At 67.9% G+C, this 16,640-nt stretch carries 18 protein-coding genes and 1 tRNA gene; 8 read left to right on the forward strand and 11 right to left on the reverse strand.

The window, feature by feature from the left end; translation table 11 throughout:
• Nucleotides 1–54 precede the first annotated feature (54 nt).
• A complete protein-coding gene (locus ABS73_RS05645) occupies nucleotides 55–783 on the reverse strand; it encodes an invasion associated locus B family protein (protein ID WP_277023575.1) in 729 nt (242 codons plus the stop codon).
• A 510-nt stretch (nucleotides 784–1,293) separates the two neighbouring features.
• On the opposite strand from ABS73_RS05645, the gene ABS73_RS05650 reads away from it, so the two are divergent.
• Nucleotides 1,294–2,832 (forward strand): helicase HerA-like domain-containing protein, encoded by a 1,539-nt coding sequence (locus ABS73_RS05650; protein ID WP_277023578.1) that lies wholly within the window; start codon nucleotides 1,294–1,296, stop codon nucleotides 2,830–2,832.
• A gap of 3 nt (nucleotides 2,833–2,835) precedes the next feature.
• Here ABS73_RS05650 and ABS73_RS05655 read toward each other — a convergent pair whose 3' ends face one another.
• Nucleotides 2,836–3,171 (reverse strand): DUF6477 family protein, encoded by a 336-nt coding sequence (locus tag ABS73_RS05655; protein ID WP_136855790.1) that lies wholly within the window; start codon nucleotides 3,169–3,171, stop codon nucleotides 2,836–2,838.
• Nucleotides 3,172–3,386: 215 nt separating this feature from the next.
• On the opposite strand from ABS73_RS05655, the gene ABS73_RS05660 reads away from it, so the two are divergent.
• The 6 genes from ABS73_RS05660 to ABS73_RS05685 all read left to right on the forward strand — a co-directional run bounded on the left by ABS73_RS05660 (nucleotide 3,387) and on the right by ABS73_RS05685 (nucleotide 7,999).
• Entirely contained in the window at nucleotides 3,387–4,544 is a 1,158-nt protein-coding gene (locus ABS73_RS05660) for a DUF6456 domain-containing protein (protein WP_277023580.1), read from the forward strand.
• 99 nt (nucleotides 4,545–4,643) lie between these two features.
• Entirely contained in the window at nucleotides 4,644–5,552 is a 909-nt protein-coding gene (locus ABS73_RS05665) for a hydrogen peroxide-inducible genes activator (protein ID WP_277023582.1), read from the forward strand.
• A gap of 93 nt (nucleotides 5,553–5,645) precedes the next feature.
• On the forward strand, nucleotides 5,646–6,602 hold the full coding sequence (gene lipA, locus ABS73_RS05670; protein ID WP_136855787.1) for a lipoyl synthase: 957 nt from the start codon (nucleotides 5,646–5,648) through the stop codon (nucleotides 6,600–6,602).
• Between the two features lie 102 nt (nucleotides 6,603–6,704).
• A tRNA-Leu gene (locus ABS73_RS05675) sits at nucleotides 6,705–6,788 on the forward strand.
• Nucleotides 6,789–6,900: 112 nt separating this feature from the next.
• A complete protein-coding gene (locus ABS73_RS05680) occupies nucleotides 6,901–7,332 on the forward strand; it encodes an ElaB/YgaM/YqjD family protein (protein WP_277023583.1) in 432 nt (143 codons plus the stop codon).
• Between the two features lie 10 nt (nucleotides 7,333–7,342).
• Complete coding sequence (locus ABS73_RS05685) at nucleotides 7,343–7,999, forward strand: hypothetical protein (protein WP_277023584.1); 657 nt, start codon at nucleotides 7,343–7,345, stop codon at nucleotides 7,997–7,999.
• Nucleotides 8,000–8,053: 54 nt separating this feature from the next.
• Here ABS73_RS05685 and grxD read toward each other — a convergent pair whose 3' ends face one another.
• From grxD to ABS73_RS05700, 3 genes are all read right to left on the reverse strand, one after another.
• Complete coding sequence (gene grxD, locus ABS73_RS05690) at nucleotides 8,054–8,416, reverse strand: Grx4 family monothiol glutaredoxin (RefSeq protein WP_136855784.1); 363 nt, start codon at nucleotides 8,414–8,416, stop codon at nucleotides 8,054–8,056.
• Nucleotides 8,417–8,448: 32 nt separating this feature from the next.
• A complete protein-coding gene (locus ABS73_RS05695) occupies nucleotides 8,449–8,691 on the reverse strand; it encodes a BolA/IbaG family iron-sulfur metabolism protein (protein ID WP_136855783.1) in 243 nt (80 codons plus the stop codon).
• A 121-nt stretch (nucleotides 8,692–8,812) separates the two neighbouring features.
• Nucleotides 8,813–8,980 (reverse strand): hypothetical protein, encoded by a 168-nt coding sequence (locus tag ABS73_RS05700; RefSeq protein ID WP_277023587.1) that lies wholly within the window; start codon nucleotides 8,978–8,980, stop codon nucleotides 8,813–8,815.
• A 257-nt stretch (nucleotides 8,981–9,237) separates the two neighbouring features.
• Between ABS73_RS05700 and ABS73_RS05705 the strand changes: the two genes are divergently transcribed.
• Nucleotides 9,238–10,119 (forward strand): polyprenyl synthetase family protein, encoded by an 882-nt coding sequence (locus ABS73_RS05705; RefSeq protein ID WP_277023589.1) that lies wholly within the window; start codon nucleotides 9,238–9,240, stop codon nucleotides 10,117–10,119.
• Here ABS73_RS05705 and ABS73_RS05710 read toward each other — a convergent pair.
• Genes ABS73_RS05710 through fni form a run of 6 tightly spaced genes read right to left on the reverse strand, consistent with a single transcriptional unit; the run spans nucleotide 10,095 to nucleotide 16,022 of the window.
• Entirely contained in the window at nucleotides 10,095–11,024 is a 930-nt protein-coding gene (locus ABS73_RS05710) for a phytoene/squalene synthase family protein (protein ID WP_277023590.1), read from the reverse strand. The genes ABS73_RS05705 and ABS73_RS05710 overlap by 25 nt on opposite strands.
• Nucleotides 11,021–12,526 carry a phytoene desaturase gene (locus ABS73_RS05715; RefSeq protein WP_277023592.1) on the reverse strand — a complete coding sequence of 502 codons (1,506 nt, stop codon included), beginning with the start codon at nucleotides 12,524–12,526 and terminating at the stop codon, nucleotides 11,021–11,023. Before ABS73_RS05715 ends, ABS73_RS05710 begins: the two co-directional genes overlap by 4 nt.
• The gene (gene crtY / locus ABS73_RS05720; protein ID WP_277023594.1) at nucleotides 12,523–13,683 is read right to left on the reverse strand and encodes a lycopene beta-cyclase CrtY; all 1,161 of its coding nucleotides are present in this window, start codon (nucleotides 13,681–13,683) and stop codon (nucleotides 12,523–12,525) included. Before crtY ends, ABS73_RS05715 begins: the two co-directional genes overlap by 4 nt.
• Nucleotides 13,680–14,168 carry a sterol desaturase family protein gene (locus ABS73_RS05725; protein ID WP_136855778.1) on the reverse strand — a complete coding sequence of 163 codons (489 nt, stop codon included), beginning with the start codon at nucleotides 14,166–14,168 and terminating at the stop codon, nucleotides 13,680–13,682. The genes crtY and ABS73_RS05725 overlap by 4 nt, the downstream gene beginning before the upstream one ends.
• Nucleotides 14,165–14,908 (reverse strand): fatty acid desaturase, encoded by a 744-nt coding sequence (locus ABS73_RS05730; protein WP_277023597.1) that lies wholly within the window; start codon nucleotides 14,906–14,908, stop codon nucleotides 14,165–14,167. The genes ABS73_RS05725 and ABS73_RS05730 overlap by 4 nt, the downstream gene beginning before the upstream one ends.
• A gap of 31 nt (nucleotides 14,909–14,939) precedes the next feature.
• Nucleotides 14,940–16,022 (reverse strand): type 2 isopentenyl-diphosphate Delta-isomerase, encoded by a 1,083-nt coding sequence (fni, locus tag ABS73_RS05735; protein ID WP_277023599.1) that lies wholly within the window; start codon nucleotides 16,020–16,022, stop codon nucleotides 14,940–14,942.
• Between the last annotated feature and the right edge of the window lie 618 nt (nucleotides 16,023–16,640).

Genomic DNA, 16,640 nt, shown 5'->3' on the forward strand with positions numbered 1-16,640 from the left:
ACCCATGCAAAAAGGCCGCGCCCCAATGGGCGCGGCCTTGTCATGTCAGGCTGATCACTCCGCCGGCGCGGCGTCTTCTTCGGCCTCGGCCTCGGGCGCGGGTTCCGCGGCATAGGCGGTCAGGTCGTCAAAGGCGGCCGTGAACCCGGTCAGCGAGATCGGCAACTGCACCGGAGAGGACGGATCGCCCCCAAAGGGCAGCAGCTGGATGGTGGCTGTGCGGCCCCGCTTCATGCCGGCCAGCTCGTCCGGGGTGAAGCCCAGACGCGACACGCAGCCCACCGGCGCGCAGAAGCTGAACGGATAGCCGCGGAAGTCCGCCTGATCGAGGCGAAAGCCTAGACCCTCGATCAGGTCGGTCTCCAGCGGCGCGACCAGGGTGGCGCCGGCGGCGACGTCGCCATTCTCCAGCGGCACCAGCGTCAGTTCGGCGACCGCGTTGTCATCTTCGTCGGTCAGCAGCTTGTACATCTCGCAGGGGTCCTTGCCCTGACCGGCGCGGATGCAGCGGATGGTCCAGTCGCCATGCTCGGTCTTGGCGTAATAGGTGCCCGGTCCCTCGGGGTCGCGCGCCGCAGGTGCCGCAGGGGCATCGGCATCGGCGGTTGCCGCGTCGGGGGCGGTGGATTCGGTGGCCTCCGCCGCGGGTGCCGGGGTCGCGGCGTCCGTTTCCGCCTCGGTCTGAGCTGCGGTTTCGGGCTGGGCGGGGGCATCCTGCGCAAAGGCCGGGCCAGCAAGCAGTGCCAGAGCCGCGATCAGCGCGTGCGAGGATTTGATGGACATGGATGTTTCTTCCTTTTGCTCAACGCATTGCGGCTGATCTAGCATGCCGCCCGGCGCTTGTCAGTCCCCCCGACGCTGGCGGTTCTGTCACCTTGGCTTGATCCGCGCCCGCGCGGCATGCCCACCGGCAGCCCGCCGCCGCGCCTTGGGCAGGGTTCCGCGCAATCGGTCACGTCGCGGGGAACCGGGACGGCGCATCGGGCGTCTGTCCCATACGCGAAGGGCCGTGGTCTGAACCACGGCCCCCGACGCGTTGCGTAGTCTCCCTGCCGGACTGGCCGGTCATCATTGCTGGGCACGCTAGTCGCGCGACCGTGATCCGTCAACTGTCCTTGGTCGCTGCCCTCATCACAAAAAAAAGCCGCGCCCGGGGGCGCGGCAGTCCAACAGGGAGGAAGGTCCGGGTCACAGGAGGTGAACCGGACAGGTGAACATTGCCACACAATCGTTAAGATAGCGTTTTCAGGGCGAACGTTGCGCCGCAGGGCGCAGGCAATGGTGAGGGACATGATGACGCGAGCGATTCTGGACGCGGATGCGGGCACGGTGACGGTCGGCGGCGCAGGGGCAGGGCATGCCACGCCCGAGACACTGCTGCTGCGGCTGGCGAACCGGCATGGGCTGATCGCGGGCGCTACCGGCACCGGCAAGACCGTCACCCTGCAGACCCTGGCCGAGAGCCTGTCCGAGGCTGGCGTTCCGGTCTTTCTGGCCGATGCCAAGGGCGATCTGGGCGGGATATCTCAGCCGGGATCGGATCAGCGCAAGATGCACGACGCCTTTCAGGCCCGCGCCGATCAGATCGGGCTGGATCTGACCTATCGCGCCTTTCCAGTGACTTTCTGGGACATCTGGGGTCGGCAGGGCCATCCGGTGCGCACCACCCCGGCCGAGATGGGGCCGCTGCTGCTGTCGCGCCTGCTGGGACTGACCGATGTGCAGGAGGGGGTGATGACCATCGCCTTTCGCGTCGCCGACCAGCAGGGGCTGCCGCTGCTGGATCTGAAGGATCTGCGCGCGATGCTGGTCTGGGTGGGTCAGAACGCCGCTGCCCTGTCGCAGGAATTCGGCAATGTCGCCCCGGCCAGCGTCGGCGCGATCCAGCGCGCGTTGCTGGTGCTGGAGACCGAGGGCGGCGACCGTCTGTTTGGAGAGCCCGCGCTGGCGCTGTCGGACCTGATGCGCCGCGACGCGGATGGTCGGGGCATGATCAACATCCTCTCGGCCGAGCGCCTGATGACCGCGCCGCGCCTTTACGCGACGTTCCTGCTGTGGCTGCTGTCCGAACTGTTCGAGCAGTTGCCCGAGGTGGGTGACCCCGACCGCCCGCATCTGGCATTCTTCTTTGACGAGGCGCATCTGCTGTTCGACGGGGCGCCCAAGGCGCTGGTCGACAAGGTCGAGCAGGTCGCGCGGCTGATTCGCTCCAAAGGGGTCAGCATCTGGTTCGTGACGCAGAACCCGGCCGACATTCCTGACGCCGTTCTGGGTCAGCTGGGCAACCGCGTGCAGCACGCCCTACGCGCCTTCACCGCCAAGGATCAGAAGGCCTTGCGCGATGCGGCGCAGAATTACCGCGCCAATCCTGATTTCGACATTTCCGAGGCCATCCAGCAGGTCGGCACCGGAGAGGCGGTGACCTCGTTCCTGCAGCCCAAAGGGGTTCCGGGCATCGCGCAGCGCACGCTGATTCGGCCGCCCTTCAGCCAGGTCGGGCCGATCACCGACGACCAGCGCGCGGCGGTCATGGCGGCATCGGGGATGGCCGCGCGCTATGACACCGCGCTGGATCGCGATTCCGCGCATGAAATGCTGGCCCGTCGCACCGAACAGGCGGGCCGCGGCAGCGATGCCGATCTGTTCCAGATGCCGGGCGGCAGCCGTGGCAAGCCTTGGCCACCGGCGGCTAAACCCGCGCCAAAGACGGGGCCTGCGCGGTCCGACAGCATCGCGCAGACCTTTGGCAAAAGCTTGGCGCGGCAGTTGGGCACCCGGACCGGGCAGGCGCTGGTCCGGGGCGTCCTGGGCTCGCTGGTCCGCAAACGCTGACCCCTACAGCGCGACGGCGGTGACCGGCATGGGCGCCGCCTCGATCGCGGCGCGCATCTCGGCCAGGATCGCGATCATCAGCAGGACATGGCGGCGCAGGTCGTATTCGGCGGCCTGCGTCTGACGCATGTCGTTCTGAATCTCCTCCTCGGCCCGCAGGCGGGACAGGACCGCGCCGGGCGCGGGGCAGCGGTCGCTGCGCAGCAGGCGGGGCAGATCGCGGTCGCGCTTCCACGACTTCTGCCCTTCGCGGGCGGCGCGGATCAGCGTGGCAGGACGGTGCAGGCCCTGATTCGCAGGGCGGGGCCGAAAGAGGATCACGTTCGAAGCTGCGGTCATGGGGCGGGTCCTTTGCGTTTGCCACGCGGTCACCATCACACAACCTTGACGTGCGTTGCCAAAAGCCCCGTCGCAGCGCGCGGTGGGACAAGGCTTCTTTAGGAATTGTTAGTGAATGTTGCGGCTATGTGCAGAAACACCCTGTTAACCACAGGGAAACATTCAACCCAGGGTAGTCATCTGCCGGGCTACCCGAGGACGACAAGGGACCTGACATGACCATATTGACCGGTGATTTCGCAAACCACTCGGGCGTCGCGGAGCACCGTTCGCAGGTGCAAGGGCCGGATAACGGGCCCGACCACACGCCCGATGACATGACACAGGACGCACAGCTATATCTGCGCCATGTCGAACAGGGCGTGACCATCCGTGCCCTGGCCCGCGAGGCGGGGTGCCACGCCTCGACCATCATGCGCCGCATCCGCCGCTTTGAGGCGCGGCGCGACGATCCGCTGGTGGATACCGCGCTGGAACCCCGCCCGGACGGGACCGCGCGCCCCGATGAACGCCAGATCATGCGCGTGCTGCGCCGCCTGGCCGAGCCGTCCGCCGTGATGGCCTCGGCGCCGGGCATGAACAAGGCCATCGTGACCCGCGACGACATCCGCACCGCCGTGCTGGAGCGGGCCTTGGCCGAGACGCTGGCCCTCAAGGGATGGGTCGTGCAGACCCGGGGCGGCGGGCGCATCCAGCGCTATGTCATCTCTCCGGCCGGGCGCGAGGCGCTGCGCGACATGCTGCGCTCGCCGCGCCAGCGGGGTGCGGTGCCTCCGGGTCCCGCGGCCTTCGTCGATGCCAAACCGGTCACCGATGAGCAGCCCGTGATGGGCATGGCCGAGGCGCAGGCCGGGTTCGATCACGCCGATCGCCACCGGGTCTGGGAGGACCGCGTCATCGACGACCCTGAGGACGGGCGCCGCCGCCATGCCCGCGTCAACATCGCCGAAAGCCCGCTGCTGGTGCTGGCGCGCCGGCGCGACCATGACGGGCAGGCCTTCCTGACGCCGGGCATGGTGACCGCCGGGGAACGCCTGCGCGAGGATTTCGAACTGGCCCAGATGGGGCCGCGCGTCACCCAGAACTGGGACGGGTTCATGACCTCGGGAATCGACGTGTCGCGCGGGGGCGGCGGCTATCGTGGCGGGTCGGAATCGGCGCGCGACCGGGTGGCGCTGGCGCTGCGCGATCTGGGACCGGGCATGGGCGACATCGTGCTGCGCGTCTGCTGTTTCCTGGAGGGGATCGAGATGACCGAGCGTCGTCTCGGCTGGTCCGCCCGTTCGGGGAAAATCGTGCTGCGCCTGGCGCTGATGCGGCTGGAGCGGCACTATGCCGAAACCTATGGCAAGGGGTCGCGTCTGATCGGCTGATCCGACCCCGCGCGCTGGCAGGGCCATGCCCTTGCCAGGCGCACCCGCGATCCGATAAGGTCGCGTGATGAGATCCCTACGACACAGTCAGGTGTTCTGATGAACATCACCCTGCGCCAGCTGCGCTATTTCCTGGCCCTGGCGCAGCATCTGCATTTCACGCGCGCCGCGGAATCGATCAATGTCACCCAGCCCGCCCTGTCCATGCAAGTCCGCGCGCTGGAGGATTCGGTCGGCGCGCGGCTGGTCGAACGCACGCCCCAGGGCATCGTCCTGACGCCCCAGGGCCGCGCACTGGAACGCCACGCGCGCCGTGTGATGGGCGCGATGACCGATCTGGAACAGGATCTGCGCCAGCCGGGGCAGGGCGGTCGGCTGATGCTGGGGATGATTCCCACCGTCGCGCCCTATCTGCTGCCCGAGGCGCTGCCGGTCCTGCGCGCCCGCGACATCGGCCGCAACCTGCACCTGCGGGAGGCGCAGACCGACCGCCTGCTGGAGGAGCTGGCGGCGGGGCGGCTGGATGCCGTCGTCGTGGCCAGCCCGCCCGAGGGCGAGGACATGCGCGCGGTTCCGCTGTTCACCGACCGCTTTCTGTTGGCGGGCAGCGCGGCGCGCATCGCCGATCTGCGCCACGGCACGCTGTCGCCCGACGCGCTGGACCCCGGTCAGCTGCTGCTGCTGGACGAGGGGCATTGCCTGGGCGACCAGGCGCTGGAGGTCTGCGGCCTGAACCGCCGTGCCGCGCGGCTGGACCTGGGGGCCGCGTCGCTCTCTACGCTGTGCCGACTGGCCGCTCAGGGGATGGGCCTGACCTTCCTGCCCGAGATCGCCCGCCGGCAGGAGCTGGCGGCCGCCCCCGGCCTGACCGCGATCCGCTTTCCCGATCCGCAGCCGTCCCGGCAGGTGGTGCTGATGCGCCGCGCGACGACGCCCGCGCAGGGCTGGTTCGACGATCTGGCCGGCGTTCTGGCGGCGACCGCGCGCCCGTTGCTGACCTGTGCGTGACCGCAGGTCTGCCATGCGGATGCGGTCGCAGGCTGTGCGTTGCCAAACCGGCACAAAGGCCCTATTTTTGGCCGAACCGCGATTGAAAGGACCATGACCTTGCGCGACCTCAGGATCCCGGATCAGCGCCACCCGGAAAAGGCGCACCGACCCGACCAGGCCCAGCCCAAGAAGCCGGACTGGATCCGCGTCAAGGCGCCGACCTCGGCGGGCTACAAGGCGACGCGCGATCTGCTGCGCGAGAACCGCCTGTCCACCGTCTGCGAGGAGGCCGGCTGTCCCAATGTCGGCGAATGCTGGAGCCAGGGCCACGCCACCATGATGATCATGGGCGAGATCTGCACCCGCGGCTGCACCTTCTGCAACGTCGCGACCGGCAAGCCCCAGGCCCTGGACACGTTCGAGCCGGGCCGCGTCGCCCATGCCGTGCAAAAGCTGGGCCTGAACCACGTCGTCGTCACCAGCGTCGATCGCGACGATCTGGACGATGGCGGGGCCGAGCATTTCGCCCAGACCATCCGCGCGATCCGCCACCGCTCTCCGGGTTCGACCATCGAGGTGCTGGTCCCCGACTTCCTGAAATCGGCCCCCGGCGCGCTGGAGACCGTGGTCGCGGCGCGGCCCGACGTCTTCAACCACAATCTGGAGACGGTGCCGGGCCTCTACCCCGAGGTGCGTCCGGGTGCGCGCTATTTCCATTCGCTGCGCCTGCTGCAGCGGGTCAAGGAACTGGACCCGACCATGTTCACCAAATCGGGCATCATGGTCGGCCTGGGCGAGGATCGTCAGGGCGTCCTGCAGGTCATGGACGACATGCGCGCCGCCGATATCGACTTCATCACCATCGGTCAGTACCTGCAGCCGAGCCCCAAGCATCACCGCGTCGACCGCTTTGTCACGCCCGAGGAGTTCGCGGGCTATGAGAAGGCCGCCTATGGCAAGGGGTTCCTGATGGTCTCGGCCACGCCGCTGACGCGGTCATCCTATCACGCGGGCGACGATTTCGCGCGTCTGCGCGATGCGCGTCTGGTCAAGCTGGGTCGCGCCTGACAGCGGGCGCATTGCGCCTCTTGCAAATCGCCGCGGGGGGATTTACGCCTCGGCCATCGGTTCCGCAAGGAACCCCGCCGGAAGGGCGCCTGACGCAGGTCGGGGGGCGTGGCGGAATGGTAGACGCGACGGATTCAAAATCCGTTTCAGCAATGAGTGCCGGTTCGAGTCCGGCCGCCCCTACCACGCCCTTTCGCCGCATTCCCTGTCAAAGAATTTGCAGCGATGCGGGAACAATCATCCCCCTGTGACGGTTTGTCCGACGAAGGTGACAAGACACCGATGAAAGGATCTTACCATGGCACAGAACCCGACCCTCGACGACGCCAAGCGTGACGCCCAGAGCGCAGCCAACGAGGCCAAGCGCGACCTGAATGACGGCGCCCGCCGCGTTGCCGACGACGTGCGTGACACGGCCCGCAACCTGGCCGACAACTCGGGCGCGGCGCGTCTGAAGGACCGCGCGGCGGATCTGTCGGACGAGGCCATCGAGACCGGCCGCCAGTATGCCGAGCGCGCCAAGGAAGTGACCCACGAGTACGCCGACAAGGCCCGCGTCGAGGCCGAGCGCCTGTACGAGGCCGGTCAGCAGAAGGCGACCGAGGTCGCGCATTATGCCGAAGAGCGTTACGACGAAGTCTCTGAGATGGTTCGCCGCAACCCGGCCCAGGCTCTGGGCATCGCGGCTGGCATCGGCTTCCTGGTCGGTCTGCTGATTTCGCGTCGCTGAGGTCGGACACATGTTCGATTTCGCCCGACGCGCACAATTGGCTGTCGGCGATACGGCACGGCGCGCGGCCCTCAAGGCCGCCGCCGCAGTCGTGGGCCTGGTGGCCGGCGGCTTTCTGACCGCCGCGCTGTGGTCGTTTCTGGCGACGGAACTGGGCTGGGGTTCGGCGATGGCATCGCTGGTCATCGGTGGCGCGCTGCTGGCGATCACGGTGATTCTGGTGGCCGTGTCGGCACGCAAGAAGCATCGCATGCCGACGACCGAGGACCTCAAGAACGAGGTTCAGGCCCGCGTGTCACTGGCGACCGAGGCCGCCGTGCTGCGCGCCCGGTCCGAGGCCACGCGCATGGTCGAGCTGGCCGAGACCAAGGCCACGTCGATGATGGATCAGGCGGGCAACCGCGCCTCCAAACTGGCCAGCGACGCCGAGGACAAGCTGTTCGGTTCGGTTCGCAAGACCGCATCGGCGGTGGGCCTGACCTCTGCCAACCTGCACGCCGCCGAGCGTGCGGTGAAAAGCGGTAGCCGTCAGGTCCGCGAGGCGTCCGACAGCAATGCGGGCAGCATGGCCAAGCTGATCGGCGCCTTTGCCGTCGGTGTGACCTTGGCCGCCGCGATCAAGGAAAGCCGTAGCCGCGACCCCTATGATCCCGACGATCTGATGTAACGAACGAAAAAAAGGGCGCCGAAGCGCCCTTTTTTATTGTCCGTATCAGTGCGTTCAGGCGTTCGCTTCGCGGATCTTGTCCGCCGCCGCCTGATCAAAGGTCACGCCCTTTTTCGACAGCAGCTGGTCCAGCTCTCCCGACAGGGTCATTTCGGTGATTATGTCGCAACCGCCGACGAACTCACCCTTGACATAAAGCTGCGGAATCGTCGGCCAGTCCGAGAAATCCTTGATGCCCTGGCGGATATCGGCGTCGGACAGGACGTTGATCCCCTCATAGGGCACCGCCATGTAGTTCAGCACCCCGGCCACGCGGCTGGAGAACCCGCATTGCGGCATCTCCTTGGTGCCCTTCATGAACAGCACGACGTCGTTGCTGTCGATCAGGTCCTGGATGCGAGTGGTTACGTCGCTCATCGTGGCAATCCTTATCTGGGGCAGGGGGCGCGTCAGTCCGGCGCCTTAGTTGTCAGGGCAAGGGCGTGCAGCTCTCCGGCGGGGCCGTCCATCTTGCCCTTGAGGGCGGCATAGACGGCGCGCTGCTGCTGCACGCGGTTCAGGCCACGAAAACTTTCGTCGATGACCTCGGCCGCGTAATGGTTTCCATCGCCCGCCAGATCGGTGATCGTGATGCGGGCATCGGGGAACGAAACCCGCAGCAGGGCCTCGATGTCATGCGCTTCCATGGCCATGGGGTGATCCTTGTCGTTGTCGGTCCAGATGTAGGGGATGGCGGCACGACCCGCAAGACCGCCACGAAAACAGCCGCGCCCCAAGGGGACGCGGCTGACGCGGGCATTCCTGGACGCGTGCTTATTGCGTGGCGCTGACGGCACCCACGGTGCCCCCCACGATCGCGCCTGCAGGGCCCGCCACGGCCGCGCCGCCCAAGCCGCCGGTGGCCGCGCGCTCTCCGACGGTGGTGCCGCAGGCGGCCAGGGTCAGAACGGCGCCGCAGAATGCAACTTTAACGAATTTCATGCTCTCTATCCTTTGATGTTCGGTCCTTGGAACAGACGCTGTCAGGGGGCATCGGGTTCCCTCATGTGCAGGCGAATGGCTCGCGGTGGCCCTGCGACACCGGGCGGACAAATTGCCGCGCGACGGCGCGTCGCTGTCGAAAAGGCGTGCATTCGGCCCCGAACCGTACCAACATGGCGACCATTGCCGGTGGACGTCGGGTCGGGCGGCAGGCTCCGCTCTCCCCGCCAGACCAGAACCCAAGCGCGAAGGCCCTGATGAGACCAGACGTCAATCATTCCATCCTGTTGCAGACCAGAGTTGAAGAGATCTCCGACGGTTTCGGGGCGGTGTCCCAGCCCCTGGGCGCGGCGATGAGCCATGCGGCGCTGTCCTCGGGCAAGCGGTTTCGCGGCATGCTGCTGCTGCTGGCGGCCGAGGCGTCGGGCGGGGTCTGCGACACCATGGTCGATGCCGCCGCCGCGGTCGAGATGGTGCATGCCGCCTCGCTGATCTTCGACGACCTGCCCTGCATGGACGATGCCAGCCTGCGCCGCGGCCAGCCCGCCACCCATGTGGCGCATGGCGAAAGCCGCGCCGTGCTGGGCGGCATCGCCCTGATCACCGAGGCCATGTCGGTCCTGGCGACCGCACGCGGTGCCACGGGTGCGGTGCGCGCGCAGCTGGTGCGCATCCTGGCGCAGTCCCTGGGGCCGCAGGGCCTGTGCGCGGGCCAGGATCTGGATCTGCACGCCGCCAAGAACGGCGCGGGCGTCGAGCAGGAGCAGGATCTCAAGACCGGCGTGCTGTTCATCGCGGGCCTGGAGATGCTGGCCGTGGTCAAGGATTTCGACGATGAGGAAAAGGCCCAGATGATCGCCTTTGGCCGTCAGCTGGGGCGCGTGTTCCAGTCCTATGACGACCTGCTGGACGTGATCGGCGACCGCGCGGCCCTGGGCAAGGATGTGGGCCGCGACGCTGCCGCCCCGGGTCCGAAGCGCGGGCTGCTTGCGGTGGCCGACATGCAGCAGGTGTCGCGCCATTACGAGGCCAGCCGCGCCCAGTTGGACGCGATGCTGCGCAGCAAGCGCCTGCAAGCCCCCGAGATCGCCGCGCTGCTGGAACGTGTCCTGCCTTACGGCGTACGCGCCCAGACGTGATGCGGCCGGGTCCACAGGCCCTGCCGCGTCACGCCCGCCCCCGGCAGGCGTGACCGCGCGACATCCCAGCCTCCGACGCCCAGCAGCGCGACCTTTGTTGCCTTTGACGTGCTGATGCGCTGGCGATAGGCCGCAGGCCCGCCCTTGCGAATGCGCAGCCCGATGGCGCGATAGATGCGCAGGGCGGCGGCGATCGACCAGGCGCAGCGCGGTGGCAGGTCCGCCAGCCCCACGCGGGCCGAGGCGTAATAGGGCTCCGCCGCGTCCAGCAACCGCAGGATCACCGCGTATAGTTCGGGCGAGGGCAGCGGCCCGTCGACCTTTGCCCCCGCCTGATCCAGCCAGTCGCCGGGCAGATAGCTGCGCCCGATGGCGGCATCGTCGATGACGTCGCGCGCGATGTTGGTGAGCTGAAAGGCCAGCCCCAGATCGCAGGCGCGGTCAAGGACGTGATCGTCACGCACACCCATCACACGGGCCATCATCACGCCCACGATGCCCGCGACGTGATAGGAATATTCCAGCACGTCATCCAGCGTGCGGTAATCGCGCGCCTCGACATCCATGGCGAAGCCTTCGATCAGGTCCATGGGCCAGGCCTGTTGGAAATCATGCCGCCGCGCCACTGCGCGCAGCGCCGCAAAGGGTGCGCTGACCGGACCGTTGCCCTGCAGGGCCTCCAGGGTGTCGGTGCGCAGGTCGTCCAGCCGCGCCTGCGGATCGCCCACGGCCTCGGGGCGGCTGCCCAGGGCCTGACCGTCGATCACGTCATCGGCGTGCCGGCACCAGGCATAGAGCATCACCGTGTCGTCGCGGATGCCCGGCGGCATCAGCTTGGCCGCCGTGGCAAAGCTTTGCGAGCCTTGGGCGATGGCTTGCGTCGAGGTCAGGACCAGATCGCTCATGCGCCCGCCAGGTCGGACAGCATCACCTGCGCCGTGGCCTTGGCGGACCCCACGACGCCGGGGATGCCCGCGCCCGGATGGGTGCCCGCGCCGACCAGATAAAAGTTGCGGATCGTCTTGTCGCGGTTATGCGGCCGGAACCAAGCCGATTGCGTCAGGATCGGCTCGACCGAAAAGGCGCTGCCGTGATGGGCGTTCAGCTCGGTCGAGAAATCGGCAGGGGTGAAGATGCGCGTCGTGGTCAGGTTGGCACGCAGGTTCGGGATCAGCCGCTCCTCCAGGCTGGCCAGGATGCGGTCGGCATAGCGCGGCCCCTCGACCGCCCAATCGATGTCGGCGCGGCCCAGATGCGGCACCGGGGCCAGCACGTAATGCGTGGACATGCCCGGAGGCGCCATGTCCGGGTCCGTCGTGCAGGGCGAATGCAGATACAGCGAGAAATCCTCGGCCAGGTTCGGCCCCTTGAAGATCTCGTTCACCAGCTCCTTGTAGCGGGGGCCGAACAGGATGGTGTGATGAGCAATGTCCTTGGGCGCCTCGCGCAGGCCGAAATGCAGCACGAAAAGCGACATCGACCAGCGCTTGCGTCCAAGCGAGCGGGCCTGCGACTGGCCGCGCTTGGTGTGCCCCAGCAGATCGCGATAGTTGTGCATGACATCGCCGTTGCTGGCGACCATGTCGGCGGCCACATGGCGGCCATCGGCCAAGGTGACGCCGGTGGTGCGCGCGCCCTCGGTCTCGATCCGGGCGACCTTGGCGTTCAGCATGACCTGTCCGCCTAGCCGCTCGAACAGGGCGACCATGCCCGCGACCAGCTGGTTGGTGCCGCCCTTGGCGAACCAGACGCCGCCGCGCCGCTCCAGCGCGTGGATCAGCGCATAGATCGAGCTGGTCGAGAAGGGATTCCCGCCCACCAGCAGCGTGTGATACGAAAACGCCTGCCGCAGATAGGGGTCCTTGATGAAGGTCGCGACCTTGGCATGGACCGACTTGTAGGCCTCCAGCCGCATCAACGCGGGCGCGGCCTTGAGCATCTGGCCCAGCTTGAGGAACGGCACGGTGCCCAGCTTGACATAGCCCTCCTGATACACCTCCTCCGCGTAGTCGCGGAAGCGGCGGTATCCCTCCAGATCGTCGGGGTTGAACTGCGCGATCTGTTGCTCCAACTGATCCGCCTCGTTCACATAGTCGAACACCTTCCCGCCCGGCCACATCAGCCGATAGAAGGGCGATACCGGCATCAGCGTCACGTCGCGCGCCATGTCCTGGCCGGTCAGCGCCCACAATTCGCGCAGCGCGTCGGGGTCGGTGATGACCGTTGGGCCCGCGTCAAAGACATGCCCCTGATCGTGCCAGACATAGGCCCGCCCGCCCGGCTTGTCGCGGGCTTCGACCAGGGTGGTGGCGATGCCGGCCGATTGCAGGCGGATCGCCAGGGCCAAGCCGCCAAAGCCTGCACCGATGACGATGGCGGTCTTGGCCGCGGGCGAATGGGCGTTCATGCGTCTTCCTTCAGAAGAGGGCGTTCGGGCAGGCAGCGGATCGCCGTGCCGATGGGAATGGGGGGCTTGCCGGTCACGATGCGCAACTGGTCGGCCAGGGTCAGGCGTCCGGCATAGAACCGCTCGATCAGCCCTTCGGGCATGCGGTAGAACCGTTGCAGCAGGGTATAGCGGCGCTCGGGCGCGCAGCCCCGGAACAGCATTCGGTTCAAGAGGCGCAGGAATCGGTCCTGACGCGCGCGCGCCAGTGCGAAATCGCGGATGGCCGCGCGGGCGGCGTCGGTCGTGGGGGCTCCGGGCAGGCCTGCCACCACATCCGCCACTCGCGCCGCATAGGGCAGCGAATAGCCGGTCACGGGGTGAAAGAACCCCGCGCGCAGGCCCACAGGCACCGCGCCGGTGGCGTGATCGTCCCAGAAGCCCGCCGCATCATGGGCCAGCGCGATGGGCAGGATGCCGCGTTCGCGCCGCACTTCAGCGCCGGTCCAGCCACGCGCGCGGGCATAGTCATGCGATGCAGCCGCCAGCGCGTCGTCGTCCAGATCGCCGCCGTCGGAATACCGCGTATCCTCGATCAGGATGCGGGTCGGAGAGAAGGGCAGCAGATAGATGAAGCGGTATCCGTCCTCCTGCGTGACGGTCGCGTCCATGATCATCGGGCGGGGTACGCCGTGCGGGGCGTCGGTCTCCAGCTCGATCCCCACGAATTTCTGGAACCCCACGGTCAGGTGCCGCGACGGCTGCGCGCCGCGACCGTCCAGCACCGCGCCCGCGTCGATCCGGGTGCCGCAGGCCAGCGTCGCGCCCTGCGCGTCCAGCGCGGCGATGTCGCTGTTCCAGCGGATCTGTGCGCCCGCATCCATGACCGCGCGCGCCAGGGCCGCACCGTCCAGAGAGCCGTAACCGGTCCGCAACCGGCGGACGTGCTTGGGGAACCGCACCTCCTGGTCGGACCAGTTTCCGCGGCGCAGGGGCCTCAGCCGGGCCAGCCATTCGGGCGACAGGTCGGGGTCGTGGCAGGACCAGGTATGCCCGTCCGACGGCCCCGCGGCACGGTCCAGCAGCAGCACCCGCAGGTCGGGGCGCGCGGCCCGCAGCGCCAGCGCGATCAGCCCGTTGGCAAGCCCCGCCCCGGCCAGCAGGATGTCGGGGGTCACGACCGCTCCTGCGCCTCGGCCCGCAGCACGCCCGAGCCCTTCAGCTCCTGCTTCAGCTTGTCCACCGGGGGGGCATAGATAAAGCCGAAGCTGACGCAGTTGTCACGCCCCTCGACCGCGTGATGCAGGCGGTGCGCCTGATACAGGCGGCGGGCATAGCCGCGCCGAGGGACATAGCGGAACGGCCAGCGCTGATGGACCAGCCCGTCATGCAGCACGAAATAGATCAGCCCATAGACGGTCATGCCCAGGGCGATCCACCACAGGACCGGCGCCCAGATCCAGCCGACCGTGAACAGGATCGTGGCGATCACCGCAAAGACCACGCCGTAAAGGTCGTTCTTTTCCAGCGCGTGGTCGTGTTCCTCGTGGTGCGACTTGTGCCAGCCCCAGCCCAGGGGGCCGTGCATCACCCAACGGTGCACGGAATAGGCCGTCAGCTCCATCACCAGCACAGTGGCGACGACGATCAGGAAATTGGTCATGCGCGGGTCCCTTTCTTCTGGGTCGCCTTGGCGCGGGTGCGGGGCAGGCGCCACCACGGCACGGTGGGATACAGGTGATGTTCGTGATGATAACCGCCAAAGTGAAAGCAGGTCAGCAGCGACACAGGGTCGCTGATCCGCGACGAGCGCGCATTGTGGCGGTCGGGAAAGACGTCATGGCCCGGACGGTGCGGCAGCCAGGTGCCGAACACGAACAGCTGCACCGAGGCCAGGATCGACGGCAGCGGCCAGAACACGACATACATCCACCGGTCGCCCAGGATCAGCGCATAGGTCGTCACGATGACCGGCAGCATCAGCCCCTCGCGCCAGCCGAAATAGGTCGCGATGAAGCGCCCGTACCAGCGCACCGGGCCGCCATGGTCGAAATCGGGGTCGTCATCGGTGCCCGCATGGCGGTGGTGGGCCATGTGCTTGACGATCATCTTGCGCCACGAGAACCCGGCATAAAGCCACAGGACCAGCTGTCCCATCGCCGCATTGGCGCGGGGTCGGCCCGGCACGACCGATCCGTGCATCGCGTCATGGGCGATGATGAACAGCCCCACCGACAGCCAGGTCAGCGCCAGAAAGTTGACCGCCGCCAGAACCGGATGGGCGACCGCGTCCAGAAACCACAGCGCATGCACATGCAGCCCCAGCCAAGCCAGGATGATGGCGCCGGAGACGGTCAGGCTGGTGGCCGTCAGATCGGCCTTGGGCAGGGCGTGGTCGGTCATCATGGTCCCCTGGTCCGGCATTGGCCGCAGGCTACAGCCCCGCGCCGCCGGTTTCCATCCCCGATGCTTGCGACCATTGGCCGCCCGGACCGGCCTCCAGCAGGGGCGCGCGGCGCAGGGCCGCCAGATCGGCCGAGCCGGTGCAGAACATCGCGATGCGCAGCTGGCCGATGACGTCGGACAAATGCTCGGCCAGCGCCTCGGCGCTGTCGCGGGCGGCGGGCAAGGCGCGGGCGGCCTGTCCCGCCAGATCGGCGCCCAGCCTGATCGCGCGCGCCGCGTCCAGCCCGTGCCGCACGCCGCCCGACCCGATCAGGACCTGGCCCCCGCCCACCATCGGCGCGATGGCGCGCAGCGCGTCAGTGGTGGGAATGCCCCAGTCGTGGAAGGGGGCCGCCAGCGCGCGTAGGCGGTCGGGCCCGCGTTCGGCCTCGACCCGCGCCCAGCTGGTGCCGCCGACGCCCGCGACGTCCAGGATGGTGACGCCCGCCTCCAGCAGCCGCCGGGCCAGGGGCGCGGAGAGGCCCGCACCGACCTCCTTGACGCCCAGGGGGACGGGCAGGGCGGCCGCCAGCGCCTCGATCCGCACCAAGAGGCCCGAGAAATCGCGGTCGCCGCCGTCCTGGATCGCCTCCTGCAGCGGGTTCAGATGCAGGATCAGCGCATCGGCGCCGATCATATCCACCGCCCGCTGCACTTGCGCCAGATCAAAGCCATAGTTCAGTTGGACCGCGCCTATATTGCCCAGGATCGGGATGTCGGGCGCGCGCGCCCGCAGGCTGGCGCCCAAGCCCCCATTGCCGCCCGCCTCGACCGCGATTCGCTGAGAGCCGACCGACAGGGCGATGCGGTGATGCGCGCAGGCCTCGGCGATGTGCAGGTTGATGCGTTCCGCCTCGTCCGGGCCGCCGGTCATGGCCGAAATCAGCAGCGGCGCGCCCAGATCGCGGCCCAGAAATCGCATCCCGCAATCGATGGCCGCCATGTCCAGCTCGGGCAGGGCGTGGTGAAGAAAGCGGACCTGGTCAAAGCCGCTGTTCAGCCGATGCTGCTCGCCCCGCCCCTCGGTCACGATGCGCAGATGATCCGATTTGCGCCGAGAGATGTCCGTCATGCCCTGCCATCCGTTTATGTGGTCCCACTATCATGCGAAACCGGCCCGCCTTCCACCCCCGGCGCAACGGGACCAACTGTCGCGTCCCGCAGCGCATGGGGTTTGCGACGCTCCACCGACGACTCGTCGCGGCACGACCAGGGCACCATGGTGATCAGGGTGACCTGACATGGCGGCCCGCGTCTTGCGGTCGGTCCTGGTCAGCGCAGCCGGGCAGGTCCGTCGGCGTTGACAAGGGACGGGCGCGGCGATGCCCTGCCAGGGCCGTGCCATTGCTGTCACGCAGATGGCCTTTCCTTCATCGGCGGTAGATGCGGCGATGTGCCTTTGCAGATCTCTTTGTCGGCGTGCCGGATGCCTGCCACCGGCGACGGCTGCCAAGCGGGACGGGCTTGTGCGCAGGTCTGCAAGGTTCTGGATGTCGCGCTCTGATCAGAACGATGAGTCTCCCGACCGGGACAGGTTGTCCACGGGTCGCCAGGCTGCGTCTGATTATCCAGGACGCGCTCGGGCCGTATCCTAGGCTCCAGACCCATTGATTTTACGCCCTTTGCGTGATTCAGGCCGCCGCAAGGAGACCTGATCGATGAGCAACTTGTTCTGGCTGACCGAAGCGCA

The sequence above is a fragment of the Paracoccus sp. SCN 68-21 genome, from assembly GCF_001724535.1.
Lineage (GTDB): Bacteria > Pseudomonadota > Alphaproteobacteria > Rhodobacterales > Rhodobacteraceae > Paracoccus > Paracoccus hibiscisoli.